Annotated in this window: 25 protein-coding genes; 5 read left to right on the forward strand and 20 right to left on the reverse strand. The window is 66.9% G+C overall.

Going from position 1 to position 24,876, the window contains the following annotated elements:
- The 3 genes from A5706_RS14745 to A5706_RS14755 form a co-directional block, all read left to right on the forward strand.
- A partial coding sequence (locus tag A5706_RS14745; protein WP_068131855.1) for a thiolase family protein occupies positions 1-1,156 on the forward strand: 1,156 nt, incomplete at its 5' end.
- An 8-nt stretch (positions 1,157-1,164) separates the two neighbouring features.
- Positions 1,165-2,058, forward strand: a complete 894-nt coding sequence (locus A5706_RS14750) for an NAD(P)H-binding protein (RefSeq protein ID WP_068131857.1) — start codon at positions 1,165-1,167, stop codon at positions 2,056-2,058.
- Positions 2,051-2,545, forward strand: coding sequence for a DUF302 domain-containing protein (locus tag A5706_RS14755; RefSeq protein ID WP_068131859.1), 495 nt, complete (start codon positions 2,051-2,053; stop codon positions 2,543-2,545). Before A5706_RS14750 ends, A5706_RS14755 begins: the two co-directional genes overlap by 8 nt.
- 15 nt (positions 2,546-2,560) lie before the next feature.
- Here the strand turns inward: A5706_RS14755 and A5706_RS14760 are convergent, their stop codons facing one another.
- On the reverse strand, positions 2,561-3,538 hold the full coding sequence (locus A5706_RS14760; RefSeq protein WP_197517832.1) for a carbon-nitrogen hydrolase family protein: 978 nt from the start codon (positions 3,536-3,538) through the stop codon (positions 2,561-2,563).
- Between the two features lie 569 nt (positions 3,539-4,107).
- Complete coding sequence (locus A5706_RS14765) at positions 4,108-5,418, reverse strand: carboxylesterase family protein (RefSeq protein WP_068131910.1); 1,311 nt, start codon at positions 5,416-5,418, stop codon at positions 4,108-4,110.
- A gap of 227 nt (positions 5,419-5,645) precedes the next feature.
- On the opposite strand from A5706_RS14765, the gene A5706_RS14770 reads away from it, so the two are divergent.
- Positions 5,646-6,146 (forward strand): nitroreductase/quinone reductase family protein, encoded by a 501-nt coding sequence (locus tag A5706_RS14770; RefSeq protein ID WP_068131865.1) that lies wholly within the window; start codon positions 5,646-5,648, stop codon positions 6,144-6,146.
- 67 nt (positions 6,147-6,213) lie between these two features.
- On the opposite strand, the gene A5706_RS32290 is transcribed toward A5706_RS14770, so the two are convergent.
- The 10 genes from A5706_RS32290 to A5706_RS14810 all read right to left on the reverse strand — a co-directional run bounded on the left by A5706_RS32290 (position 6,214) and on the right by A5706_RS14810 (position 14,467).
- Complete coding sequence (locus A5706_RS32290; protein ID WP_082964387.1) at positions 6,214-6,615, reverse strand: hypothetical protein; 402 nt, start codon at positions 6,613-6,615, stop codon at positions 6,214-6,216.
- A gap of 109 nt (positions 6,616-6,724) precedes the next feature.
- The gene (locus tag A5706_RS32295) at positions 6,725-6,946 is read right to left on the reverse strand and encodes a three-helix bundle dimerization domain-containing protein (RefSeq protein ID WP_231985304.1); all 222 of its coding nucleotides are present in this window, start codon (positions 6,944-6,946) and stop codon (positions 6,725-6,727) included.
- Positions 6,947-7,487: 541 nt separating this feature from the next.
- Positions 7,488-7,874 (reverse strand): hypothetical protein, encoded by a 387-nt coding sequence (locus tag A5706_RS14775; RefSeq protein ID WP_068131867.1) that lies wholly within the window; start codon positions 7,872-7,874, stop codon positions 7,488-7,490.
- Between the two features lie 45 nt (positions 7,875-7,919).
- Positions 7,920-8,252 carry a DUF732 domain-containing protein gene (locus A5706_RS14780; protein WP_197517833.1) on the reverse strand — a complete coding sequence of 111 codons (333 nt, stop codon included), beginning with the start codon at positions 8,250-8,252 and terminating at the stop codon, positions 7,920-7,922.
- A 70-nt stretch (positions 8,253-8,322) separates the two neighbouring features.
- Positions 8,323-8,859 (reverse strand): hypothetical protein, encoded by a 537-nt coding sequence (locus A5706_RS14785; RefSeq protein ID WP_068131873.1) that lies wholly within the window; start codon positions 8,857-8,859, stop codon positions 8,323-8,325.
- Positions 8,860-8,980: 121 nt separating this feature from the next.
- Positions 8,981-10,261, reverse strand: coding sequence for a fatty acid desaturase (locus tag A5706_RS14790; protein ID WP_068131875.1), 1,281 nt, complete (start codon positions 10,259-10,261; stop codon positions 8,981-8,983).
- A gap of 87 nt (positions 10,262-10,348) precedes the next feature.
- Complete coding sequence (locus tag A5706_RS14795; RefSeq protein ID WP_369831872.1) at positions 10,349-11,536, reverse strand: ferredoxin reductase; 1,188 nt, start codon at positions 11,534-11,536, stop codon at positions 10,349-10,351.
- Positions 11,537-11,625: 89 nt separating this feature from the next.
- Positions 11,626-12,138 (reverse strand): hypothetical protein, encoded by a 513-nt coding sequence (locus tag A5706_RS14800; RefSeq protein ID WP_068131877.1) that lies wholly within the window; start codon positions 12,136-12,138, stop codon positions 11,626-11,628.
- A complete protein-coding gene (gene ppk2, locus A5706_RS14805) occupies positions 12,138-13,004 on the reverse strand; it encodes a polyphosphate kinase 2 (RefSeq protein ID WP_068131879.1) in 867 nt (288 codons plus the stop codon). Before ppk2 ends, A5706_RS14800 begins: the two co-directional genes overlap by 1 nt.
- Positions 13,005-13,048: 44 nt before the next feature.
- Positions 13,049-14,467, reverse strand: a complete 1,419-nt coding sequence (locus tag A5706_RS14810; protein ID WP_068131881.1) for a wax ester/triacylglycerol synthase family O-acyltransferase — start codon at positions 14,465-14,467, stop codon at positions 13,049-13,051.
- A gap of 170 nt (positions 14,468-14,637) precedes the next feature.
- Between A5706_RS14810 and A5706_RS14815 the strand changes: the two genes are divergently transcribed.
- On the forward strand, positions 14,638-15,141 hold the full coding sequence (locus A5706_RS14815) for an Rv3235 family protein (protein ID WP_082964389.1): 504 nt from the start codon (positions 14,638-14,640) through the stop codon (positions 15,139-15,141).
- A gap of 7 nt (positions 15,142-15,148) precedes the next feature.
- Here the strand turns inward: A5706_RS14815 and A5706_RS14820 are convergent, their stop codons facing one another.
- The 8 genes from A5706_RS14820 to A5706_RS14855 all read right to left on the reverse strand — a co-directional run bounded on the left by A5706_RS14820 (position 15,149) and on the right by A5706_RS14855 (position 24,856).
- Positions 15,149-16,288 carry a cation:proton antiporter gene (locus tag A5706_RS14820; protein WP_068131887.1) on the reverse strand — a complete coding sequence of 380 codons (1,140 nt, stop codon included), beginning with the start codon at positions 16,286-16,288 and terminating at the stop codon, positions 15,149-15,151.
- A 4-nt stretch (positions 16,289-16,292) separates the two neighbouring features.
- Positions 16,293-16,775 carry a cation:proton antiporter regulatory subunit gene (locus A5706_RS14825; RefSeq protein WP_068131914.1) on the reverse strand — a complete coding sequence of 161 codons (483 nt, stop codon included), beginning with the start codon at positions 16,773-16,775 and terminating at the stop codon, positions 16,293-16,295.
- A 42-nt stretch (positions 16,776-16,817) separates the two neighbouring features.
- Positions 16,818-18,758 (reverse strand): potassium transporter Kup, encoded by a 1,941-nt coding sequence (locus A5706_RS14830; protein WP_068131888.1) that lies wholly within the window; start codon positions 18,756-18,758, stop codon positions 16,818-16,820.
- A 48-nt stretch (positions 18,759-18,806) separates the two neighbouring features.
- Positions 18,807-19,280: a GtrA family protein gene (locus tag A5706_RS14835; protein ID WP_068131889.1), complete on the reverse strand. Its 474-nt coding sequence runs from the start codon at positions 19,278-19,280 to the stop codon at positions 18,807-18,809.
- Positions 19,281-19,373: 93 nt separating this feature from the next.
- A complete protein-coding gene (mddA, locus tag A5706_RS14840; protein ID WP_068131890.1) occupies positions 19,374-20,138 on the reverse strand; it encodes a methanethiol S-methyltransferase in 765 nt (254 codons plus the stop codon).
- A gap of 107 nt (positions 20,139-20,245) precedes the next feature.
- Positions 20,246-23,095, reverse strand: a complete 2,850-nt coding sequence (gene secA, locus A5706_RS14845) for a preprotein translocase subunit SecA (RefSeq protein ID WP_068131891.1) — start codon at positions 23,093-23,095, stop codon at positions 20,246-20,248.
- Between the two features lie 96 nt (positions 23,096-23,191).
- Complete coding sequence (gene hpf / locus A5706_RS14850) at positions 23,192-23,884, reverse strand: ribosome hibernation-promoting factor, HPF/YfiA family (protein ID WP_068131893.1); 693 nt, start codon at positions 23,882-23,884, stop codon at positions 23,192-23,194.
- Positions 23,885-24,214: 330 nt separating this feature from the next.
- On the reverse strand, positions 24,215-24,856 hold the full coding sequence (locus A5706_RS14855; protein ID WP_068131915.1) for a ComF family protein: 642 nt from the start codon (positions 24,854-24,856) through the stop codon (positions 24,215-24,217).
- Positions 24,857-24,876 lie beyond the last annotated feature (20 nt).

A 24,876-nucleotide genomic window follows, 5' to 3' on the forward strand; every position in this document is an offset into this window, starting at 1 on the left:
CGTCGGTGCCGTACGCACCCCGATCGGCAAGGGCAAGGCCAGCGGCGCGCTGCACGACGTGCTGCCCGCCGACCTGCTGGCACACAGCCTGCGCGAACTGGTAGCCCGCACGGGCGTCGACCCGGAGCGCATCGATGACGTCATCGCCGGCGCCGTTACGCAGGTCGGCGACCAGGCCGTCAACATCGCGCGCAACGCGCTGCTGGGCGCGGGATTCCCCGAGTCGGTTCCCGGCGTCACCATCGACCGGCAGTGCGGCAGCAGCCAGCAGGCCATCAGTTTCGCCGCGCAGGGCGTGCTCGCCGGCGCCTACGACCTCGTCGTCGCGGGTGGCGTCGAGTCGATGAGCCGCGTCCCGATGGGTACCTCGGTGCTGCCCGGCAGCAACCCGTTCGGTCACGACATGGCGCAGCGCTACCCCGACGGGCTTGTCCCGCAGGGCATCAGCGCCGAGCTGATCGCCGCGAAGTGGGGTCTCTCGCGCACCCAGCTCGACGAGTTCTCCGCCGGCAGCCACGACAAGGCCGCGCGCGCCACCAAGGACGGGCTGTTCGACAACGAGCTGATCCCGATCGCGGGGCTGGCCACCGACGAGATCATCCGTCCCGGCACCACGGTCGAGACGCTGGCCGCCCTGCAGCCGGCGTTCTACAGCGACGCGATGAAAGAGCGGTTCCCGCAGATCAATTGGGAGATCACGCCCGGTAACTCCTCGCCACTGTCCGACGGCAGCGCCGCGGTGCTGATCACCACCAGCGAGGTCGCCAAGCAACTCGGGCTCCGTCCGCTGGCGCGGATCCACACCACCACCGTGGTGGGCTCCGACCCGCTGTACATGCTGACCGGGGTCATCCCGGCCACCGAGAAAGTGCTGCGCCGCGCCGGGCTGACGCTGTCCGACATCGACCTGTTCGAGGTCAACGAGGCGTTCGCGCCCGTCGTCCTCGCCTGGGCGCATGACACCGGGGCCGACCTGGCCAAGACCAACGTCAACGGCGGCGCCATTGCGATCGGCCACCCGCTGGGCGCCAGCGGCGCGCGCATCATGACCACCCTGGTCAACGCCCTGCATCAGCGCGGCGGACGCTATGGGCTGCAGACGATGTGCGAGGGCGGCGGCATGGCCAACGCCACGATCATCGAGCGGTTGGGCTGAGCGCGGCCATGACGAGAATCCTGGTGACCACCGCCAACGGTGATACCGGCCGTCCGATGGTCGATTGCCTGCTCGACCGCGGACTGCCGGTCACGGCGATGGTCCGACGGGACGACGATCGCGCCCAACGTCTCCGCGATGCCGGTGCCGACGTTGTGGTCGGAGACCAGCTCAATCTCGGTGACGTGCGCGCAGCACTCGAGGGCGTGCGGCGCGCCTACTTCAATTTCCCGGTCGGTGAGGGACTTGTGGAGGCGGCGGTGATGTTCGCCCAGGCGGCCAGAGAGCAAAGCCTCGAGCTGATCGTCAACATGAGCCACATTCAGTCGCGACCGCGGGCCCGGAGCAAGGCGACGCAGAACCACTGGCTCTCCGAGCAGGTTTTCGACTGGTCGGGGACTCCGACGACCAATCTGCGGGTCACGTTCTTCATGGAATGGCTGACTTACATCGCCGCGTTGATCCGCGCCGGCCGCTATGTCATGCCCTTTGACGCCGACAGCCGCTTTGCTCCAATCGCCGCACGAGATATCGCGTTGACGGCCGCCACCATCTTGAGCGATCCGCACGGACACGGCGGCCGCACGTACACCTTGACCGGAGCGGTCGAGTACAGCCATCAGGAATTGGCCGCCGAGGTCGGCCGTGTCCTCGGTCGAGACCTTCCGTTCGAAAGTGTCACCGCGGCAGCGTTTCTGGATCTCATCGGGATCCCTGACGACACCGCCAAGCTGAGGCATTTCGAGGCGGTTGCGATCGACCAACGCGAAGGGCGCCTGGCCGGCATCAGTGATGCGGCGCTGGCGATCATCGGCCGCCCGCTCACCACGGTCGAGGACTTCGTCAACGACCACCGCTCGATGTTCGAACAAAACCACGACAGAGAGGCCGAGCATGTCTGAGCGCACCGAAACTCGCTTTGACGGCATACGAGTGCGCTATCCCAGCACCAAGGGTTTCGACGAGCTGGTCTCTGCGCTGCTGGCCGATATCGGCGAGAAACCGGTAGCGATCAACGAGATCGCCAAGACCCATGGCGACTGGGAATCGTATCGCGAGGAGGTCGAAAAATATGTCGGGCCAAGCGGATTCATGCTGTTCGGTCTGTTCGATCACGGCGCATGGATCGACAAGGCCGGCATCGACCGCAAGGTGTTGCGGGTGGTCCTCGGCAACCCGCTGATCGCGATCACGATGCTGCGCCACGACGTGACCGCGGGCCTGTTCGCCCCGGTCGAACTGCTGCTGACCGACGAGGGCGACGGCAGCAGCCTCACCTACGTCAAGCCGTCATCGCTGATGGTCGTCGAACCCAACGACGAATTGCTCAGCGCGGCAGAGAAGCTCGATGCCAAGCTGGCGGCGCTCGCCGAAAAGGTAACGGCCTGACAATCAATCCGCGGCTCAAGTTAGACGAGTGAACATCTCGCGAACGTAGGGCAGCGTCGTCGAAATGTAGTACTGGTGGCCGGCGTCCAGGTCATGTTCCCACTGGCGATAGACCGCTTCGGGAAACTCGGCGATCCAGAAGCTGTCCGGTATCGAGTCCGGCTCATCCGCTACGCGACCGAGCGTGACGTCAGCGGTGACAACACCTTCGCCTTCTTCGCGAGACATCCGCGCGAGAATGCGGCCGTTACCGTCGACGATTTGAGCCTCGCCCAGGTAGCGAGACGGGTAGCTCTCGCCCGAATCAGGCCAGGACTGCCCCACGAACCGTCCCGCGTGCGCGGCGTGAACCACTGGCACCCCAAGCATTCTGGCGAATCGGCTCGGCGCGGCCTTCATAATTTCAAGGCCGAACTCGGCTGCAGGGCCATCCGACTGCCCGCTGTCCTTTCCGCCCCACCATCCCGAACCGCCCACCACGATGTCGACCTTTTCCTTCAACCGCGCGGCCGTCCTGGATCGGATGAACTCCCAACAAAGCGCCGCGCCGATATTGCCGTGGGACGTGTTCAGAACGCCGTCGTCGTCCCCGCCGATGTAGTAGCAGTTCTCCCAGAACGTCGGGTCATCCTTGTCGTGTCGGTGGCTACTTCCGTCGGGTAGCGCCAGAACAAAGGTGTTATAGACGTGGCCGTCGCGCCACGCCAGGAACGACCCGCCGACAATGGCGTTGCCTTCGCGCGCCATGTCCGAGAGCAACTGGGCCGGCGATCCGTCGATCGCCCGAGTCGTCGACGCCATGTGCGGGAAGAACGCATTACCGGAGGCGAATAGCTCCGGCAGGATGACCAAGTTTGCGCCGCGCTCGAAAGCGACCCGGACGAGGCGTCGCGCCATAGCCAGATTGGCGTCGACATCCCCCAATTCGGCGAGCATCTGAATCGCCGCGACACGAATCGTCGGCGACGGAGCGGCCACAATGTCGTTCGACATCGGCCGGATGATACCCGCACGGCGAGCCTCCGACCAGGAAAAAGACCCGCCGGACGCGCGCATCGCAGGAACTGCGGGTTCCGGACGCGACGTAGAGTACGTGTGGAGCAAGGGAGCACCGCGATGGCTGAAAATGAGCCCACCTCAGGTGGCGGGTCCGGCAACTACAGCAACAGCGCCATTACGGGAGTGGGCTCCGGAGGACCGCTTCCCCATTCCCGCGAGGAGCAAATACTCGCCGCCAAAATATCGCGGGCCATGTTGTCGGGTCCGCGCCACATCACCAGGGACGCCACCGTTGCCGACATGGACGAACAAGGCAACCGCGTGGTGCTTCGCCGGGGAACCAACGACTGGGTGTGCTTCCCGGGTGATGAGAACAAAATCGGCGATGTTCCCATGTGCGCTCTACGCCTATCTGCACATCTGCGGTACGCCCTGGGCCGGAAACGAGTACACCCCCGACCAGGTCCCCGTGTGGACGATGCGGTACAGCCCGCCGGCCGAGCCGCCGGCGAATAACCCTCGCCCGTAAAGGCTTTCGTCCAGTGGCGTCCCCAAGCGGTGCATCAGATTCGAAGCGATGCGCCCCCTAGCGCGGCGATGCCGCCGTGCGCGAAGGCGGCCCAGTAACCCCGCGCCTTGCGGGCCAACTCACTGTCAATGGGGTTGGGTGCTGGGCCGAGCATTGGCGCGTCCGCCCAGCACTCCGGCGAGCCGAACAACAGCGGCAGCTCGATGCAATGGCATGCGCGGAACGGCGCCCCTGGCGGTGACCAGTCCACGCGGAAAGTCGCGGCGGCACCGCCATATGAAATCCAGGATCTGGCGAGTTCAAGCGCCGGCCGGCCAAATATCCGCCGGGTCACCACGTCGCCGAGCAGTCGGGCGGCGGCCCGACCCGGTGGGCCAAGACGCTGGAGTCGTTTCCCTCGCGAGTCCATCGCGACGAACGCGTCCGCATCATTGCGGGCGTAGCCAACGAGCATCTCGACCCGGGCTGCCGCGTCGGCAAGTTTGCGACTTTCGTCGCGGGCGGGAGGTAGCGGGTCCATGCCCGCGATCGGTGCGAACGGGAACCCGCCGAGCAGGCCGAATCGCTGTGCCATTGTTACAGCGGCTGTTTGAGCGTTGAGCAGTTTCCCCACGCTGGCCTCGCCCGGGGCCACACCGGCGAGCGCGCCGGTCACCGCCTCTCGCATTGCCGCCGTCATCGCCTCCCTGCCGCTTCGGACACCGAGCGGGGCGCTTTGCAGGATGGCGCGGTGAAACAGACCCGTCGCCTCCTCACTGAGGATCAGTGACAGCACCGAATCCCCGCCCGCAGACTGGCCGAAGATCGTCACTTGCGAGGGGTCGCCGCCGAACGCCGCGATGTGCTGCTGCGTCCAGCGCAACGCCATGATCTGATCCCGCAGCCCCAAGTTGGCTTCCCCGCCCGGGTGCGGGTTGAGAAACCCGAAGATGCCGAGTCGGTAGCTGACGGTGACGACGACGACCCGGCCCTCGGTGACCAGCGCGTCGGGGTCGTACTTAGGTGCCTCCCCGCTACCCGACAGGTACGCCCCGCCGTGGAACCACACCATCACCGGGAGCCCCCGAGCGTCGCAAGGCGCTGTGACGCTGAGTATCTGGCATTGCTCGCTGCTGGCGAGGCCGTCGACCACCGGACCAGTCACGAAATCCAAACGGGACGGCAACTGCGGACACACCGGACCGCGCGTCGTCGCATCGCGCACATCGCTATGCGGTGACGCGGGAACCGGCGCGGCGAATCGTTCGGCGGTCGCGTACGAAATGCCGTGCGCTCTGATCAGAACGCCGTCATCGTCGACAAGCAGCGGACCGCAACCCACGTCAAGGCGTCTTTGCGCCACCATGTCACCGTACCGATCCGGAAAAAGCCGCATCCGAAGCCCCGACTCAATGTCCGGCTGGACCACTGCGCGGTGCGTCGACGAATTCCCCGGGGCCTTTGGCCAGTTCTTCGACAACTGAGCAAAGAAGGTCCGACACAGTGACGGCACCCGGTTGCACGGTCACCCTGGCAAAATCAGTCATGGAGGCGCGTCGTGCGGCCTCGCTTCGTTTGCGGGAGGAGTCATCCATGAGCGACGCCGATGCGGCATCGATCCGAGCGGCGCGCAGTGACTGGATCAGCGAGCACCTCAAGGAGTACCTGACCTCCGGCGGCACGCGAGGCCACATCATGGATGTGAGTGCGGTCGGGGGACGCGAACTGACCACGCACTGCTTGATCAAGGTCGTCGGTCGCAAATCGGGTAAGAGCTATGTCAGACCGTTGATCTACGGCAACGTCGGCGGGGAGATCGTGATCGTCGCATCCAAGGGAGGCGCCGACACGCATCCGGAGTGGTACTTGAATGTCTTACAGAGCAACACGATTGGCGTTCAGATCGCCACCCAGGCATTCGAGGCCACGTGGCGGGAGCCCGAAGGCCAGGAACGCCATGAGGTGTGGGCGTACATGGCGCACCTGTATCCGCCCTACCTCGCCTATCAGAAATCAACTAGTCGTCAGATCCCGCTGGTGATGTTGACACCCGTGCGTGCGATCGACGTCTTCTCTGCGGAGCACTTAGGCTAGCGGGCGGTCGAGTCGGGCGGATGCCATCAAATGGCTACCGCGGGGCATCGGTCCCCGCTGAGCGCCCCTAGTGCTGCGCAGAGCGCCCTGGACGCGATCGTGCTGCCGTACGCGGCCGCCTCGACGGCCGCGAGCCGGAGCGGCCCTTGGCTCCAGAGCGCGAAGCGACGCGCCGGGTCGACCCGCCGTCGGAGCGATGCGTCAGATAATGCACCCCCAAAAGTGTTCCGCCGACGGGCAATAACAGCGGCCACTCCACCAGACCGACCGCACCGACCGCAGCCACCGTCAGAGCCGCCGCGGGAATGGACCGGCTGCCGGTGCTCAGGCCGCTTTGCACACCGCCGACCACACCCTGGAAACCGCCGACCACACCGTTGACGGCCGCACCACCGATCGCGCCGGCCGCCGCAACGCTGGCGTCAATCGTGCGACTGGCCGCATGCAGCGTTCCTCTCAAGACATCCATCTTCGCTCCTTCGCTCGTGCCTACAATTCAGCGGCCCTTCAACGGGATTCGCTACTCGTACGGAGAGCACGATCTGCGGCGGCACCCGTGGCCGGCGTTCGGGAATTGCCTACGCTCCCGAGGCCGACCTGGCCAGTTCTTCCCTGGCGCGGCGCTCTACCAGCAGTGGAACGAAATCGCGCAAGGTGCAGTGGCTAAACCGCCCATAGGTTTGCTCGACTACCTGCGCGACATGCGTGTGCGATAGTTGCGCGTACTTCTGGGCAAGACGACGCTGAACCGCCTCGATCTGTGCCCGCTCTTCTTGAGGCACGCCCGCAACCCCATACACCGAAAGATCTTAACCTGGGAGTCGCCACAAATAAACGTCGCGTTCACCGAGGCGCCGCGAGTCACACTCGGCCTACTGCTGGCGTGCCCGCGCTAGAAAGCGTCTGCGGATCACCCGCGCGGGAAACACCGCGAGTGCGGAAGAGAAAGGGCGCCAGGCATATCCGCGGGGTCATTTTGCAAAGATTTGTCGCCAGAAGCCGACATGTAGCGACTGGATGGGGGAAGATCACTCGATGGATCGGCGGCAGGTGGCTCAGGCTGTCGAGTTCGTCCGCGTTTTGCGCCTCCACCTGGGCGAGATGACTAGCCAGCTGTCTCGGATAGAACGCCTAAATCTGACGGCGACCAACAGCCGAGCGTGCGCACTGCGGGTCGAAGCGGCCAGGCTCCGCCGCGACATCAAAGAAGCACAATCTCTCGTTGATCGACTCGAACGTTGCTACCTCGAGCGACACGTCGGAGACAGAGCTCCGCGGGCTGCGCCGAGGCCCGTCGGGCGTTAAAGTCGAGATAACAGCGAGCCGAACCGCTTGAGCCCCTTACGGTGTGCCCTGCCAATGTGTGGCAAGCGGTGTGCCGGAATACTTTTCGAGCATCAGACGGGAGAAGGACAGCAACGCACTGCGCGGGCGGTGGTTCACCACGACCTGCCGCGTCTGTCCCGCCGCGTTGAAAGTGACCCAGACAATTACGTTGGTGCGCACGCCGCGGATCTCGCACGTGTAGTCCTCGACGAAGCCATAGTCGCCGGCGGGCCCGGCGAAGTTGAACTCCTGGTTGTCGTACACCTCGCGGGCGGTCACCACGATCGAGCGAACGTCGTCCGCGCCGTGCGCGGTGCCGTCCATTGCCGCGGCTTCCAAGGTGACGTCCTCGGCCAGGTTGTCCAGCCACACCGGGTAATAGGGCTTACCCAGGTAGGTCACGGTGCGCCTTCCTCGTAACCCGGTCGGCCGGCCGGAGGCGACGTATCAGTCAAACTTGCTGGAGTACTGCGGGCAGTACGCGCCCGTTGCCGCACCCATGATCTTGGCGAGCGAGGTGTCGGCCAGCTGCGGAAGCCCTTGTTTCGCGTCGGCGAAGGTCTGCTCGAACGTGAACCCTCTAGCCCAGTCCTGGCAAACCGCGTGCCCGATCTGGACCATCGTCTGGTCCGCCCCACTTGCCCAGGTGATCCCTTTGTCCTTGAGGGTTTGCAGGTAGTTGTCGTCCGTAGAGTCGGCGTTCGCGAGTGGTGCCGTAAAGACGGCGATACCACCCAGGACGGCGGCGAGCGGGCCGGTCAAGCGCGCGGTCTTCTTCATTTGCTGACTCCTCATCTAGGCGGCAGCAGTTAGATTATCTGGATCCTGCCGACTAGCAAATGGAAACGGATCAGAGCCAGCCGGTGCGGGCGGCGGCAACGGGCTCGGGGGGCGCCGGGGCCAGTTCGCCGTCGCGTACGCCGTCCAGCATTCGCTTCACCGCGGCCACGATCTCGGGGGCCGTCGAGGCAAGCCCGGCCAGATCGGCCTCGCTGACCTCGTCCGCGTCGACGCCTGCCCGCTCGAGCACCGCCGCCGGGTCGGCCAGCTGACCCGCCAGCCAGGCCACCGGGTCAGCGGACAGTTCGGGGACGAAGTTTCGGCGGCCCGGTTCCCAGCCATCGAAACGCGGATGGTGATGGGCCCGGTCGAGCGTGCCGGGCGGGCTCTCAGTGGACCCGAAGAGGTCCACCCGCCACACCGGCCGGGTGAAAGCGATCGGGACGCCGGCGTAGATCGACCCCTGTGGCTCGGCCCGGTCGACCAGGCGCAGTTCCAGCCTGACGCCCCGTTCCGGCGTCTCCTGACCGGCGAGCGGGCGCGGGTCGACGAAGTACATGTCCCCGACGACGACACCGAGGGTTTCGAATCCGAATGCTGCGAACATCGCGTGCCTTTCTAGTCCCGATCGCGGTCCCGCATCGAGCCTAGGACCCAGGCGCCGAATGTGCACTCACCGCGAGGATTTGGGTGAAAATCCGCGCTGGGTGCACGCTCGGCGAAGCACGCTAGGCGGCCAGGTCGTCCCTTCGGCCCTGCTTCGCTTCCTTCTTGGCGCGCCGCCAATCCCGCACGGTGGCGATGGCGGTCTTCAGGCCGCGCCGGCGTCCGGTAGCCGGATCGGTGCCGGCGAAGCCGGGCTCCAATTCGGCGAACATCCGCTCGCTGCGCGTCTCCGGCGCGTTGTCGGCGTCGTCGCGCAGGTACTTGTTCGGCAACGACAGCTTGGCCAGTGTGCGCCACGTCTTTGCGTACTGCACGAGGAAAGAGCCCGTGGTGTAAGGCAAGTCGTACTTGTCGCACAGCGCGCGCACCCGCACCGAGATCTCGTGCAGCCGGTTGCTCGGCAGATCGGGATACAGGTGGTGCTCGATCTGGTGGCACAGGTTGCCGCTCATGAACCGCAGCGCGGGGCCGGCCTCGAAGTTGGCGCTGCCCAGCATCTGGCGCAGGTACCACTGGCCCCTGGTCTCACCGATCATGTCGGTCTTGGTGAATTTCTCTGCGCCATCGGGGAAGTGGCCGCAGAAGATCACCGCGTTCGCCCACACGTTGCGGATGATGTTGGCAACCGCGTTGGCCGCCAGCGTGGACCGATAGGTCGCGCCGGGCGACAGCGCGGTCAGCGCCGGGAACGCGACGTAGTCCTTGAGCACCTGCCGGCCGGCCTTGGCCAGGAACTCGTCGACCCGTTGCCGGGCGTCGTCCTGATCCATCCGCTTCTTGACGATCTTGCCGAGCTCCACGTGCTGCAGGCCGACGCCCCATTCGAAGAGCAGCGCGAGCATCGTGTTGTAGAACAGGTTGAAGATGTTGAAGCGCTTCCAGCGCTGATCCCGGGTGACGCGCAGCAAGCCGTAGCCGACGTCATCGTCCATCCCGAGGATGTTGGTGTACTTGTGGTGCACGAAGTTGTGCGTGTAGCGCCAGTGCTTGGACGACCCGCTCATGTCCCACTCCCACGTCGAGGAGTGGATCTCCGGGTCGTTCATCCAGTCCCACTGGCCGTGCATGACGTTGTGGCCGATCTCCATGTTCTCGACGATCTTGGCCACGCCCAAGGTCACGGTGCCGGCCCACCACGCCGAGCGGCGGGAGCTGGCGGCCAGCAGCACGCGGCCGGCCACCTCCAGGGCGCGCTGCGCGGCGATGGTGCGACGGATGTAGCGAGCGTCGCGCGCCCCTCGAGAGTCTTCGATGTCCTGGCGGATGGCATCCAGCTCCACGGCCAGGCTTTCGATGTCAGCGTCCGTCAGATGGGCGAATACGTCGACGTCTGTGATTGCCACTCGTCGTCATCTCCCTGCGGTCGTCTTGTCGGTGCAATACCTACGCTATCGTAACCTACGAATCCGTAGGTTACCTGTGAGTAATCTTTAAATGTCGAGCACGCAATCGCCGGACGCGGCCGACACACAGGTCTGAATCCGAGTTCCGGGCTCGTGTTCGGCGCCGGTTCGCAGATCGCGGACGTGCCCGTCCACCAGGCTTACCACGCAGGACTGGCAGATACCCATCCGGCAGCCGAATGGCATCTGCACACCCGCGCCCTCGCCGGCATCCATCAACGACGTCGCCGCGTCGGCCGCGACGGCGCGCCCGCTACGCGCGAACGTCACCGTGCCTCCTGCCCCGGCAGGCGCGGCCTTGGAGACGGCGAACCGCTCCAGGTGCAGCCGGTCGCCGATGCCCGCCGCCGACCACACTTTCTGCGCCTGGTTGAGCATGCCCTCCGGTCCGCACGCCCAGGTCTGACGCTCGCGCCAGTCCGCGACCTGTTGATCCAGTGCGGCCAGGTCGAGCCGGCCCTGCTTGCGGGTCTCTCGCACCTGCAAGCGGTAGCCCGGCTGGCTGGCGGCCAGCGCGGCCAGCTCGGCGCGGAACATCACGTCGGATTCGGTGGGCGCCGAATGCAAATGCGTGACGTCACCAATCTGGTTGCGGCGCACCAACGTTCGCAGCATCGACATCACCGGCGTTATCCCGGAACCGGCGGTCAGGAACAGGATCGACGGCGGCGCCGGGTCCGGAAGGACGAAGTTGCCCTGGGGTGCGGCCAGCCGCACGATGGTCCCGGGCTCGACGCCGGCCACCAGGTGCGTGGACAGGAAACCCTCGGGCATCGCCTTGACGGTGATGGTCACCGTGCGGGGCGAGCCGGAGGTCTCGGCCGGGCTCGAGGTCAGCGAGTAAGACCGCCACCGCCAGCGCCCGTCGACCAGCAGCCCGATGCCGATGTACTGGCCGGGCTGGTAGTCGAAGCTGAAGCCCCAGCCCGGTTTGATGACCAGGGTCGCCGAGTCCTCGGTCTCGCGGCGGACCTCGAGGACGCGGCCCCGCAGTTCCCGCGCGGACCACAGCGGGTTGGCCAGATGCAGGTAGTCATCGGGCAACAGCGGCGTCGTGATCCGCGCGGCGAGCTTGCGCAGCGCGTGCCAGCCGGGGTGCCGCTCGGCGCCGGCCACAACGGGTCGCTTGGTGTCGACGACGTTGCCCCTGATCGATGGGTTACGTCTGCCCAGCGGAAGCTCCTGCTCACTAGCCGGCGTCTGGCTTACGCCCAACATTGTCGCCGATTCGGTGCGCTCCACGAAACCTACGGTACCGTAACCTACGGTGTCGTAGCTAGTCGGGATTCGTCACATTCGGGCCGTCAGAGCAGGTCAAGCAGGAACGGCAACTCCTGATTCGCATACCAGGCCAGGTCGTGGTCCAGCGCGTCGCCAACGATCAGCTCGGCGTCCTCGTCGCCGAGGTCGGCGGCGTCGATGATCTCGATGGCCCGGATGACGTCCGGCTCGGCGGCGGAGTTGTCGACGTAGGCGGCGACCACCTGGTCGAGGGTGACGGGCGCGCCCAGGCGGACGACGGCGTCGTCGAGATCGGGACGGTACTTGGCCTCCTCGACCTCCGCTGCCAGTACCGCGCGCCGGGGCGGCAGGCCGGTGTCGGCCCCTTCCGCAGGGCCAGCGGCGAGCAGTCGCAGCGACCCCAGCGCCGCCTCGCGCAGCGCCACGTCGGCGAGTTCGTCGTCGTCGCCCTCGGCGTAGGCCTCGCGCAACGCCGGCGTCACCGCGAACGCGGTGCCGTTGACCGGCCAGAGGGAGCCGTCGGCGACGAGCCGCTGCAACATCTCCAGGGTGGCCGGGATGTAGACCTGGATCATCAGCCCCCGACCAACGTGGCCGCGTAGTTGTCGACGTAGTTCGACAGCTCGCGTGGCGGGCGCTGGTAGTTCTCGGCCACCACCGGCTGCTTGGGCAGCTTGACCTTGGGCCGGCCCACGTCGTAGTACTCGATCGTGGACAGCAGATGAGCCATCATGTTCAGCCGCGCGTGCTTCTTGATGTCGGATTCCACTATGTACCAAGGGCTTACCGGGGTGTCGGTGTGGACCATCATCTCGTCTTTGGCGCGCGAGTAGTCCTCCCAGCGGTACAGCGACTCCATGTCCATTGGGCTGAGTTTCCATTGGCGGACAGGGTCATTCAGGCGCGCCTTGAACCGGCGCAGCTGCTCGGCCTCGGACACGGAGAACCAGTACTTGCGCAACAGGATCCCGTCGTCGATCAGCATCTGCTCGAAGATGGGCGTCTGCCGCAAGAAGAGCACATACTCCTGCGGCGTGCAGAACCCCATCACCTTTTCCACGCCGGCGCGGTTGTACCACGAGCGATCGAAGAGCACGATTTCGCCTCTGGCGGGCAGGTGCGCGATGTAGCGCTGGTAATACCACTGGCCCCGCTCCCGGTCGCTCGGCGCGGGCAACGCCGCGATCCGGGCGACGCGCGGGTTCAGGTATTCGGTGATCCGCTTGATCGTTCCGCCCTTGCCCGCCCCGTCCCGGCCCTCGAAAATGACCACGACACGCGCGCCGACGTGGCGCGCCCACTCCTGCAATTTCACGAATTCCGTTTGCAGCCGGAATATTTCGGCTCGGTAGACATCGTCGGAGATTTTACGCGTGGTCGCGGTGGTCGATTTCTTCCCACTCGCCTTCGCCGACGCCCCGTCATTTGTCACGGTGCTCACAATTACGAATCATAGAACCAGGCACCGATTTTCACCCCGACTAATCAGCGGGAAGCTTCGAGAAGTTCCTCGAGGGATTGGCTCAACAGTCCCGGCAACAAGTCGACGTCGCTCATCGCCTCGCGGTCGGCGTTGATCCCGAAATACAGCATGCCGTTGTAAGACGTCACGCTGATCGCCAGCGCCTGGTTGTGCAGCAGCGGCGGGACGGCGTAGGTCTCCAGCAGCTTGGCGCCGGCGATGTACATCTGCGACTGGGCTCCCGGGGCGTTGGTGATCAAGAGGTTGAACGTCCGCTTGGAAAAGCTCGGGAAACCGGTGGCGACGCGGATGCCCATGGCGTGCAGGGTCGGTGGCGCGAAGCCCGACAGGGTCACGATGGTCCGGGCGTCCACCAGGCTGCCGGCGGTCGGGTTGGACTCGGTGGCGTGGGCGATCTGCGACAGCCGCACCACCGGGTTCGCCTCCCCCACCGGCAGATCCACCAGGAACGGCGTGACCTGACTGATCGTCTGGCCCGGGCCGGTCGAGTCGAGACCGTCGTCGGCGTAGATGGACAGCGGCGCCATCGCGCGGATCGTCGCGGTCGGTGACACCGCCACACCGCGGGACAGCAGCCAGTTGCCCAGCGCGCCGGTCACGACGGCGAGCACCACGTCGTTGATGTCGCAGTCATAGCGCGCGCGCACGGCCCGGTAGTCCTCGAGTTTGCCGCGAGCGACCGTGAACCTCCGGTGCCGCGAGACGGTCGCGTTCAGCGGGCTGCTGGGCGCGGTGCCCCGCGCCACCGCCCGCGCGATGTCGACGGCGCGGCGGCCGGCTTCGAGCAGCTCGTCATGGTTCGTGACCAGACCGGCCACCGCCGAACCCACGGACTGCAGCTGCGTTCCCGGCCTCGCGATCCAGTCGCCGATCGCACCCAACACCAACCGCGTGTTACCGGGGTCGCGTTCCGGTACCCAGATGTCCTCGGGGAATGGCGGCGGGCGGCGCGTCCGGTCGGCGATGACGTGGCCGATCTCCACTGCCGTCATGCCGTTGATCAGCGCCTGGTGAGATTTCGTGTACAGCGCGATCCGGTTCTTGGCCAGGCCCTCGACCAGGTACATCTCCCACAGCGGCCGCGACTTGTCGAGCGGCCGCGCGGCCAGCCGCGCGATCAGCTCGTGCAGCTGCTCGTCGCTGCCCGGGGACGGGAGCGCCGATCGCCGCACGTGATAGGTGATGTCGAAATCGTTGTCGTCCAGCCACACCGGCCTGGCCGCGCCGATCCGCACCTCCCGGACCTTCTGCCGGTAACGCGGTATCTGGGGCAGTCGCTGTTCGACGGTGGCCAGCAGCGTCTCGTAGCTCAGCCCGGCACGCGGGCGCTGCAGGATGGACAGCGCCCCCACGTACATTGGGGTCGCCGTGTTCTCGAGCCGATAGAAGGACGCGTCCGTCGGGGACAACCGGGTCACCATTACGGCGCGTCCCTCCTGGTCAATTCGTCCTCGGTTCCTTCGGTGAACGGATGTACCCGCCCACGGTAATCGAGCGGATACGCGCCGGACCGACCTGTGCCATGATGACGACTTACCAGCCCCGTCTGCCACTCTCCAGCAGGCATCGTGCGATCCATGGAGAGTGCGCGTTGACCGTTTTCGCCGTGACGCCCGTCGTCGACTACGAGCCGCCCAGGCGGGACGTCCCCCAGTCCCGGCAGCCACCCCATCCGGCGCCGCGCCGCCGCGCGCGTGCGCCCCGCCGCCCCCTGGCCGGCCAAGCCGTCAAACCACCGAGACCGTCGGCGGCGATGCGCCAGGCGGCGGCCTTCGCCGACGCCGCGCTGCGCCGGGTGCTGGAGGTCCTCGACCGCCGCCGTCCCGCGGCGCAGCTGCGCCCCATGCTGACGCCCGGCCTGGTGGACTCGGTGGTCGCGATCGGCGCTTCGGCGGCCGGCCGCGCGCGCGGGCGTGACGCGACGGCGGTGCTGCGCCGGCTGCGGCTACAACCCTCCGGGCGCCGCGAGCCCGAGGCCGCGGCCGAGGTCTTCGGGTCCTACAGCCGCGGCGACCGAATCCACGCCATCGCGTGCCGCGTGGAACGGGTGCCCTCCAGCGGGGGCTGGCAGATGGTGGCCCTGCACATCGGTTAGTTGGGGGTTAGTTAGCGGCGCGCCCGCCCGCGTACCGGGCCAGCACCGGACCCATGATCGCCATGACGAAGACATACGAGGTCGCCAGCGCGGCGACGGCGGGGATCGAGGTACCCACCAGGCCGATGATGATCAACGAGAACTCGCCCCTCGCGATGAGCGCGGCGCCCGCGCGCAGCTGCCCGCGCCGCGCCACGCCGTCGCGGCGGGCGGCGAGCATTCCGGTGGCCACCTTGGTGGCCGCGGTGACGGCGGCCAGGACCAGCGCCGCCGGGAGCATCGGTAAGAGCTCGTGCGGGTCGACGGAGAGGCCGATCGCGAGGAAGAAGATGGCGGCGAACAAGTCGCGCAGCGGGCCGAGTACCTGGCGGGCCCGGTCGGCCGTCGCGCCGGTCAGGGTCAGGCCCACCAGGAAGGCGCCGACGGCGGCCGACGCGTGCAAGACCTCCGCCACCGCGGCCACCATCAGGGTGATGCCCAACACCCGCAGCAACAGCTGCTCGGAATCGGGGTGTTCGACCAGCCTGCCGACGTGGTGGCCCCAGCGGTAGGAGGCGGCGAACGCGGCCAGCAGCGCACCGACCGCGGCGGCCATGCCGACGACGGCGGGCACCCAGCCCCCGCCCGACGCCAGCACCGCGAACAACGGCAGGTAGGCCGCCATCGCGAAGTCCTCGAGCACGAGCACCGAGAGCACCGCCGGCGTTTCCCGGTTGCCGAGCCGGCCCAGGTCGACCAGCACGCGCGCGATGACGCCCGACGACGAGATGTAGGTGACTCCGGCCAAAGCGAGGATGGCGACGCGGTCCAGCCCCAGCAGCCAGCCGGCCACCGCGCCGGGAGTGGCGTTGAGGACGATGTCGACACCGGCGGATGGCAGGTGGTGTCGCAGGCTGCTCGCGAACTCGGTCGCCGAGAATTCCAGGCCCAGGGTCAACAGCAACAGCACGATGCCGATGGGCGCGGCCGTCGCGATGAACTCGCCCGCCGCGGCCACCGGCAGCAGGCCACCCTTGCCCAGCGACAGACCCGCCAACAGGTAGACCGGTATGGGGGACAATGCGAAACGCCTTGCCACTGCGCCCAATACGGCGAGAGTGGCCAGGAGGGCGCCGAGTTGAAACAGTAGCGCCCCCGAAACCTGCACCGGCTCAACCCTTGTCGATGATCCGCTCGACACCGGCGATGCCGTCCTCGGTGCCGATCACGATCAGAACGTCTCGCGCGCGCAACATTTCGGCCGGGCCGGGCGAGGCGAGCACTTCCTCGTTGCGCACGATGGCGACGATCGACGCCCCGGTGCGGGTCCGGGCGCGGGTGTCACCCAGCGGGTGTCCGACGAACGGGCTGCCGGCCACGATGTGGACCTGTCCCGTCTCGATGCCCGGCAGCCCCCGGGAAAGCTCGGTGAACCGCTCCGCGATGCGCGGCGCGCCCAGGATCTGGGCGACCGCCTCGGCCTCGGCGCCGGTCAGGTGCAGGACGGGTCTGGCCTGGTCGGGATCGTCGGGGCCGTACAGGACGACGTCGAAATCGCCGCCGCGGCGGGCGATGATCCCGATGCGGTCACCGGTGTGGCTGGTGAATTCGTACCGAAGACCGACCCCGGGCAGCAACACCTCCTTGACATCCATGCCGTCCATCCTTCCAGCCGGAAGGGCGTGAAAACATCTGAGCTACACCTGAATGCGCGCGCCCATGACCACCGTCCGGTCGATGGGCAGGCCGAAGTATTCGGCGGCGTCGGCGGCGATGTAGGCGGTGGCGATGAAGAGGCGCTTGCGCCACGGCGCCATGGTCGGCGCGGGGCCGGCCCTGAGCTCCAGCTTCGAGAGGAAATACGAGGCCTCGTCGACGGCGATCCGACCCTCGGTCTGCTTCGGGTCGAGCAGGCGCAGCGCGGCCGGGATGTTGGGCCGTTCCATGTAGCCGAACTTCGCGGTGACGTGCACGACCCCGTCTTCGGCATAGCCCAGGGAATCGACCTCGATTCGGTCCTCGTCCGCCACCCGCGGCGCCGGCAACGTCTCGATCGACATGATCACCGAATGCTCGTGCAGCACCCGGTTGTGTTCGACGTTGGCCCGCATCGCCAGCGGCGCGGTCTGTTTGCCGCGGTTGAGGAACACCGCCGTCCCGGGTGTTCGCAGCAGCGGTGGCTTGCAGCGGGCGAGCTGGTCGACGAATTCGCGCAGCGGTCCCTCCGCTTTGGCCCGCGCTTGAGTGACGAGATCGCTGCCCCGCTGCCATGTCGTCATCACGGTGAAAGCCGTGGCCGCGATCAGAAGCGGTAGCCAGGCGCCGTGCACCAGCTTGGTCAGGTTCGCCGCCAAGAACAGCAGGTCGACCGTCAACAACGCGCCGGCGCCTGTCACGATCAGCCACAGGGGGGTCTTCCACCGTTCGCGGGCAACGAAGAAAAAGAGCAGGGTTGTAATGGTGATCGTCCCGGTCACCGCCATGCCGTATGCGAACGCCAGTGCCGCGGAGCTGCGGAACGCGAACACCAGGATCAGCACCGCGACCATAAGCAGCCCGTTGATCCACGGCACGTAGATCTGTCCGATCGTCGACTCGGACGTGTGGACGACCCGCACCCGGGGCAGGTAGCCAAGCTGAGCGGCCTGCGACGCCACCGAGTAGGCCCCGGTGATCACCGCCTGGGAGGCGATCACCGTTGCCGCGGTCGCCAGCAGCACCATCGGCAACCGCGCCCAGCCCGGTGCGAGCAGGAAGAAAGGCGCATCGGTGACGCTGTTGTTGCCCAGCAGCAGCGCGGTCTGGCCGAAGTAACTGAGCATGCACGCGGGAAGGACCACAAACAGCCACGCGCGGGTGATTGCCGGTCGGCCGAAGTGGCCCATGTCCGCATAAAGCGCCTCGGCGCCCGTCACCGCCAGCACGACCGCGGCCAGCGCAAAAAAGGCGGTGGCGGGGTAGGTGACCATGAACGTCAGCGCATATGCGGGTGACAACGCCTTGAGAATTGCCGGATGCGTGGATATGCCCTCGATGCCGCAAACCCCAATCGCGATGAACCACACGATCATGACCGGCCCGAACAAGCGTCCGATCGCGGCGGTGCCGCGGCTCTGAAAGGCGAAGAGAATAACGATGATCACCGCGGTGATCGGCACGACCCAGTCACCCAATCGCGGCTCGACAACCTTGAGACCCTCCACCGACGAGATCACCGAGATGGCTGGAGTGATCATGCTGTCGCCGAAAAACAGTGAGGCGCCGAAGATGCCGAGCGCCGCCAGAATCACGACCATGCGACGACTCCGGTTGACGCCCAGCCGGCGCACGAGGGTGATGAGCGCCATGATGCCACCCTCGCCGTCGTTGTCGGCACGCATCACCAGGGTGACGTAGGTGAGGGTGACGATGATCATCACCGACCAAAAAACGAGGGACACAACGCCGTACAGGTTGGCGGTGGTGATCGGTATCGGGTGCGGGTCGTGCGGGTCGAAGATCGTCTGGATCGTGTAGATCGGGCTGGTTCCGAGGTCGCCGAACACGACACCGAGCGCGCCGATCACGAGCGACGAGCGGGCCCTATCGGTGCCGAAGACGGTGCGAAGCGGCGACGCGGGCTTGGCTTGCGTGGGCATGGCGACGTTCCTCCACCGAGGGCTAGCGGGAGGTCGATCCTAAGGCCGTCAACGGCGGAAGACCACCCATCGCATCGCGCAGTACATGTACACGGCTTCGCAGACACCCGCCAGCACTCGCGACAGCTGGTATTGCACCCCGATCGCGGTCAGCGCGCTGGAAACCCCGAGGATCAGCGCCAGGTAGTTGACGACGACCACCACGACGTAGACGGCGAGCTGTTGTCCGACCGGCGCGTGGGACTGAAAGTTGAAGGTGCGATTGAGCACGTAGCTGAGCGCGAAGGCGCAGGCGTAGGCCACGGTGACGGCGATCGGCACCGGAAGGCCGAGACCGCCGCGCAGCCCCGTGAGGATCGCCAAATCGACGCCGAAGGTGAGCCCGTTGATCAGGCAGAAGCCGAGAAACGTGGGCGCAACGACCGATCCGAGCCCGAACGGAAGCCGATTGACGACCGCCTCGCACCACTGGTGGAATCGGTCCACCCAGCGCGATTGAGCGACCCGCGACCCGGTTTGCACACCGGTACGGTGGCATGCCCAGGTATCCGGCACGTGATCAATTGGCCAACGCCGGGCAGAGCGTCGAGATGACCTTTCAACGCTCTCCGAGAGCTAGTGCTGGCCAAGCGCTTCCGCCGTGCGCCGGCGCGGCCGGTGCTTGACCGGGACCAGCATGGGGACCTCGCGACGGTACTGGCGGTAGTCGCTGCCCAGCGCCGCGACGAGGCCGCGCTCTTCGATGTGCACGGCGATCAGGATGTAGCCCGTCATCGCGATCGAGAAGAGCAGGTGCCCGGCCGTCATCGTGGGGGCCGCCCAGAACGCGATGAGGAAGCCCAGCATGAGCGGATGGCGCACCAACCGATAGAACAGATGAGTGCGGAAATGTAGCTCGGTGTAAGGCTTTTGGCACCACGCCAGATACACCTGCCGCAGCCCGAACAGGTCGAAGTGGTTGATCATGAACGTCGCGCCCAGCGCGATAACCCAACCCAGCCAGAACAATCCCCACAGCAGCACGCGCGCCGCCGGCAGCCGCACGTCCCAAACGACCGCCGGCATCGTCCGCCACTGCCAATAGAGCAGCAGCAGCACGGCGCTCGAGAGCACCACGTAGGTGCTGCGCTCTACCGAGCGCGGCACGTACCGGATCCACCACGCCTTGAACGCCGGGCGCGCCATGACGCTGTGCTGGATTCCGAACGCCGCGACCAGCAACACGTTGACCACGGTGGCCTCGACGATGGGCGACGGGAGCCCGTGATCGACGGTGCGCGGCACCCACAGATTGGCCACGAAGGCAACGAGATACAGAAAGGCGACGAGGAACAGCAAGTAGGCCGCCGCGCCGTAAGCAAGAGTCAAGTAACGCTTCATGGCCCAAGTGTCGATCGCGCAGGCACTTTGGCATATAGCTCATTTGCCTCAACTTCGCGCGACGAGCCCTAGTCAATTCTGACTAGTGTCGGCCTTTCGGCGCCGGGCTAGCGGCGCTTGACCGACTTCGGCGGCTTGGCGCCGCGCCCCTGCTGGCGCGCGGCCGCACGACGCTCGCGGCGGCTGGCGCCCCCGGGCACACCGGCCGGCGCCTTCTGGGCGCCACCGCCGTTGCGCTGCACCTGCGCCGAGCCGTCCTCGGACGGTCCCGAATACGTCAGCGCGGGCGCCTCGTCATCAATGCCCTTGGCGCGCAACATGCTTGGGGCCTCCTCGCGGGCCGCGGCGGGCGCTTCACCTTGGTCATCGGGCTGCCCGCCGGCACCGGTCCCCAGGTCCGCCAGGCCCTCGGGCGTCGGCTGCGGGGCGACCTGCGGGGTGGGCACCGCTTCGACGGTGACGTTGAACAGGAAGCCGACCGACTCCTCCTTCATGCCGTCGAGCATGGCCATGAACATGTCGTAGCCCTCGCGCTGGTACTCCACCAGCGGATCGCGCTGCGCCATCGCCCGCAGCCCGATGCCCTCCTTGAGGTAGTCCATCTCGTAGAGGTGCTCGCGCCACTTGCGGTCGATGACGTTGAGTAACACGTTGCGCTCCAGCTGACGCATCGCACCCTCGCCGGCGATCTCCTCGAGCTCGGCTTCCCTTGCGGCGTAAGCCCTTTCGGCGTCCTTGAGCAGCGCGTCGAGCAGCTCGTCGCGGGTGAGGTCGTCGCGGTCGGAGTCGGCGTCGGGGTGGGTCAACGTCTCGTGCGCAATGCCGACCGGGTACAGCGTCTTGAGCGCCGTCCACAGCGCGTCCAGGTCCCAGTCCTCGGCGTAGCCCTCGGCGGTCGCGCCGTCGACGTAGGCGGTGACCACGTCGCGGACCATGTCCAGCGCCTGGTCCTTGAGGTTCTCGCCCTCCAGGATGCGGCGGCGCTCGGCGTAGACCACCTTGCGCTGCTGGTTCATCACCTCGTCGTACTTGAGGACGTTCTTTCTGACCTCGAAGTTCTGCTGCTCGACCTGGGTCTGGGCGCTCTTGATGGCGCGGGTCACCATCTTGTTCTCGATCGGCACGTCGTCGGGCAGGTTCAGCCGGTTGAGCATCGCCTCCAGCGCGGCGCCGTTGAAGCGGCGCATCAGCTCGTCGCTCAGCGACAGGTAGAAGCGCGACTCCCCCGGGTCGCCCTGCCGGCCGGACCGGCCGCGCAGCTGGTTGTCGATGCGCCGCGACTCGTGGCGCTCGGTGCCCAGCACGTACAGGCCGCCGGCCTCGATCACCTCCTCGGCCTCCGCGCCGGCCTCCTCCTTGACGATGGGCAGCTCCTCGTGCCAGGCCGCCTCGTACTCCTCGGGCGTCTCGACGGGGTCGAGGCCGCGGGCCCGCAGCCGCTGGTCGGTGAGGAAGTCGACGTTGCCGCCCAGCACGATGTCGGTGCCGCGGCCGGCCATGTTGGTGGCGACGGTGATGCCGCCGCGGCGGCCCGCCACGGCGATGATGCCCGCCTCCTGCTCGTGGTACTTGGCGTTGAGCACGTTGTGCTTGATGCCGCGTTTGTGGAACTGGCGCGACAGGTACTCCGAGCGCTCGACGCTGGTGGTGCCGATCAGGACCGGCTGGCCCTTCTCGTAGCGCTCCTCGACGTCGTCGACCACCGCGATGTACTTGGCTTCCTCGGTCTTGTAGATGAGGTCGGACTGGTCGGTGCGGATCATCGGCTTGTTGGTCGGGATCGAGACCACGCCCAGCTTGTAGATCTCGTGCAGCTCGGCCGCCTCGGTCTGGGCGGTACCGGTCATGCCGGCCAGCTTGTCGTAGAGGCGGAAGTAGTTCTGCAGCGTGATGGTGGCCAGCGTCTGGTTCTCGGCCTTGATCTCGACGTGCTCCTTGGCCTCGATGGCCTGGTGCATGCCCTCGTTGTAGCGGCGGCCGATCAGCACGCGGCCGGTGAACTCATCGACGATGAGCACCTCGCCGTCGCGGACGATGTAGTCCTTGTCGCGGTTGAACAGCTCCTTGGCCTTCAGCGCGTTGTTGAGGTAGCTGACCAGCGGCGAGTTCGCCGCCTCGTAGAGGTTGTCGATGCCGAGCTGGTCCTCGACGAACTCGACGCCCTTCTCGTGCACGCCGACGGTCCGTTTGCGCAGGTCGACCTCGTAGTGGACGTCCTTTTGCATCAGCGGCGCGATGCGGGCGAACTCGGTGTACCAGTTGGAGGCGCCGTCGGCCGGGCCGGAGATGATCAGCGGGGTGCGGGCCTCGTCGATGAGGATGGAGTCGACCTCGTCCACGATGGCGAAGTTGTGCCCGCGCTGCACCAGGTCGTCGAGCGAATGCGCCATGTTGTCGCGCAGGTAGTCGAAGCCGAACTCGTTGTTGGTGCCGTAGGTGATGTCGGCGTTGTAGGCCACCCGCCGCTCGTCGGGCGTCATCTGCGCCAGGATCACGCCGACGTCCAGCCCGAGGAAGCGGTGCACGCGGCCCATCCACTCGCTGTCGCGTTTGGCCAGGTAGTCGTTGACCGTGACGACGTGCACGCCCTTGCCGGCCAGCGCGTTGAGGTAGGCGGGCAACACGCAGGTCAGGGTCTTGCCCTCACCGGTCTTCATCTCGGCGACGTTGCCCAGGTGCAGCGCGGCCGCGCCCATCACCTGCACGTCGAAGGGGCGCTGGTCCAAGACCCGCCACGCGGCCTCGCGGGCCACGGCGAACGCCTCGGGCAGCAGGTCGTCCAGGGTTTCGGGGTTTTTCTCGTCGTTGAGGCGCTGCCGGAACTCGTCGGTCTTGGCCCTCAGCTCGGCGTCGGTGAGCTTCTCGACGTCGTCGGACAACGTGTTGACATAGTCGGCCACCCGCTTGAGGCGCTTGACCATGCGACCTTCACCAAGGCGCAGCAACTTCGACAGCACAGCTATATCCCCTGTGGGTTGGAGTCTTCCTCTTTTTGCGAGGCGGCATCCATCCTAGGTGAAGAGGCAGTTAAGGCCCTCAAACGTCGCTGAACGTCAGGCCAGCCTGATCAGCCCGTAGTCGTAGGCGTGCCGGCGGTACACGACGGACGGCCGTTCGGTCTCCTTGTCGTAGAACAAGAAGAAGTTGTGCCCGACCAGCTCCATCTCGTAGAGCGCCTCGTCGACCGTCATGGGCGTGGCCTGGTGTTCCTTGGTGCGGACCACCCGGCCCGGCTCGTGGTCTTGCAGCTCGCCGTGCTCGACCCCCGCGCCGTCGTGTTGGTGCGGCTCGACGGGTTCGGAGTTGAAGGCCTTCGCGGGAAGCGGCGCCGCCGCGGTGGCGGCGGCCAGCGACACCGGCGTCTTGTCGCCGTAGTGCACCTTGCGGCGGTCCTTGGCGCGGCGCAGCCGGTTCTCGAGCTTGTCGACCGCGGACTCGAAGGCCGCGTAGAAGCTGTCGGCGCAGGCCTCCGCGCGACTGACCGGGCCGCGCCCGCGCGCGGTGATTTCGACGCGTTGACAGGACTTGCGCTGACGGCGGTTGGGCGCGTGTTTGAGCTCGACGTCGAAGAGATAGATGGACCGATCGAATCGTTCGAGGCGGGCGAGTTTTTGCGAGACGTAGAAGCGGTAATGATCGGGGATTTCGACGTTGCGGCCCTTGAACACGACTTCGGCGTTGAGGGTCGGCTCGGCCGGCTCGCTGCTTTCTGCCGGCGCTTGGTCGAGAGTCTGACCGGAATCCACGGTAAGCCTTGACATACGTGTCAACTCGTTTCCTTTTCCACGTCGCACGCGGTGCGTGCCGGCTTCCTACATGACGCGCCGACGGGGGGTTGGGAGCGGTTTCTTCAGGTCACCGCCGCAGGCTGCCCGCCGATGCAAGGTGTCGGATTCTCACCCCCTCCGCGTGTGGCGTATCAACCCGGGAATCGACGACTACGTTGCGCCGGGCCGAAGATGTTCCTGAAGGTTGTCCTCGACGTTAGCTCGTGTTCGCCTTGGGATGCCACCAATTCCGGGCAGCTGTTGCGAGTTCTTCACATGCGCTTGGCCCGTCAACGGAGAAGGGCGGCTTCACGCGGCCGCGATCGCCAGCACCGCGGCCACGCGGATCCCGGCGGCGCGCAGCGTCCGCACCGACTCGCGGGCCGTCGCCCCGGTCGTGACGACGTCGTCGACGACGATGACCTCGGGCGTTTCGGGGCGCGCCCGCCACCCGCGCAGGACCACGCGGCCGGCGATGTTGCGCTCGCGGGCCGAGGTGCCGAGGCCGACGGAGTCGCGGGCCAGGGCCTTCATCCGCAGCGCCGGCGCGACGGCGATGTCGGGGTGCCCGGCCACCGCGGCGCGCGCCAGCCGGGTGACGGGGTCGCCGCCGCGTGCCCGCGCAGCCGAACGCCTCGTCGGCGCGGGCACGATCGTCAGCGGCGCCTCGACCATCCCCCAGGTCAGCAGCCGGTGGATCCCGACGGCCAGCGCCCGCGCCAGCGGGCCGACCAGGTCACCCCGCCCGTTCTCCTTCAGCGCGAGGATCGCCGCGCGCCGCGCGCCGGCGTAGCGACCCAGCGCGAACACCGGCGCCTCGGGTTCGATGCGGGGGTTGACGACGTGCGGCTCGTCGGCCCTGACGTCGAGCTCCGCCGCGCAGGCGTCGCACCAGCGGGTCGACGGCGCCCCGCAGCCGCCGCATTCCAGCGGCAGGATGAGATCGAGCACGGGAGTCAGTGTGGCGGGCA

The sequence above is a fragment of the Mycobacterium sp. E796 genome (genome assembly GCF_001672815.1).
GTDB lineage: Bacteria > Actinomycetota > Actinomycetes > Mycobacteriales > Mycobacteriaceae > Mycobacterium.

Excerpts from the sequence above, each read along its gene's own strand:
- A5706_RS14750 (WP_068131857.1), top strand. The coding sequence starts at position 1,165 with ATGACGAGAATCCTGGTGACCACCGCCAACGGTGATACCGGCCGTCCG.
- A5706_RS14755 (WP_068131859.1), top strand. The coding sequence starts at position 2,051 with ATGTCTGAGCGCACCGAAACTCGCTTTGACGGCATACGAGTGCGCTAT.
- A5706_RS14760 (WP_197517832.1), bottom strand. The coding sequence starts at position 3,538 with ATGTCGAACGACATTGTGGCCGCTCCGTCGCCGACGATTCGTGTCGCG.
- A5706_RS14765 (WP_068131910.1), bottom strand. The coding sequence starts at position 5,418 with ATGGTGGCGCAAAGACGCCTTGACGTGGGTTGCGGTCCGCTGCTTGTC.
- A5706_RS14770 (WP_068131865.1), top strand. The coding sequence starts at position 5,646 with ATGAGCGACGCCGATGCGGCATCGATCCGAGCGGCGCGCAGTGACTGG.
- A5706_RS32290 (WP_082964387.1), bottom strand. The coding sequence starts at position 6,615 with ATGGATGTCTTGAGAGGAACGCTGCATGCGGCCAGTCGCACGATTGAC.
- A5706_RS14780 (WP_197517833.1), bottom strand. The coding sequence starts at position 8,252 with ATGAAGAAGACCGCGCGCTTGACCGGCCCGCTCGCCGCCGTCCTGGGT.
- A5706_RS14785 (WP_068131873.1), bottom strand. The coding sequence starts at position 8,859 with ATGTTCGCAGCATTCGGATTCGAAACCCTCGGTGTCGTCGTCGGGGAC.
- A5706_RS14800 (WP_068131877.1), bottom strand. The coding sequence starts at position 12,138 with ATGATCCAGGTCTACATCCCGGCCACCCTGGAGATGTTGCAGCGGCTC.
- A5706_RS14810 (WP_068131881.1), bottom strand. The coding sequence starts at position 14,467 with ATGGTGACCCGGTTGTCCCCGACGGACGCGTCCTTCTATCGGCTCGAG.
- A5706_RS14825 (WP_068131914.1), bottom strand. The coding sequence starts at position 16,775 with ATGGATGTCAAGGAGGTGTTGCTGCCCGGGGTCGGTCTTCGGTACGAA.
- A5706_RS14830 (WP_068131888.1), bottom strand. The coding sequence starts at position 18,758 with ATGCCCACGCAAGCCAAGCCCGCGTCGCCGCTTCGCACCGTCTTCGGC.
- mddA (WP_068131890.1), bottom strand. The coding sequence starts at position 20,138 with ATGAAGCGTTACTTGACTCTTGCTTACGGCGCGGCGGCCTACTTGCTG.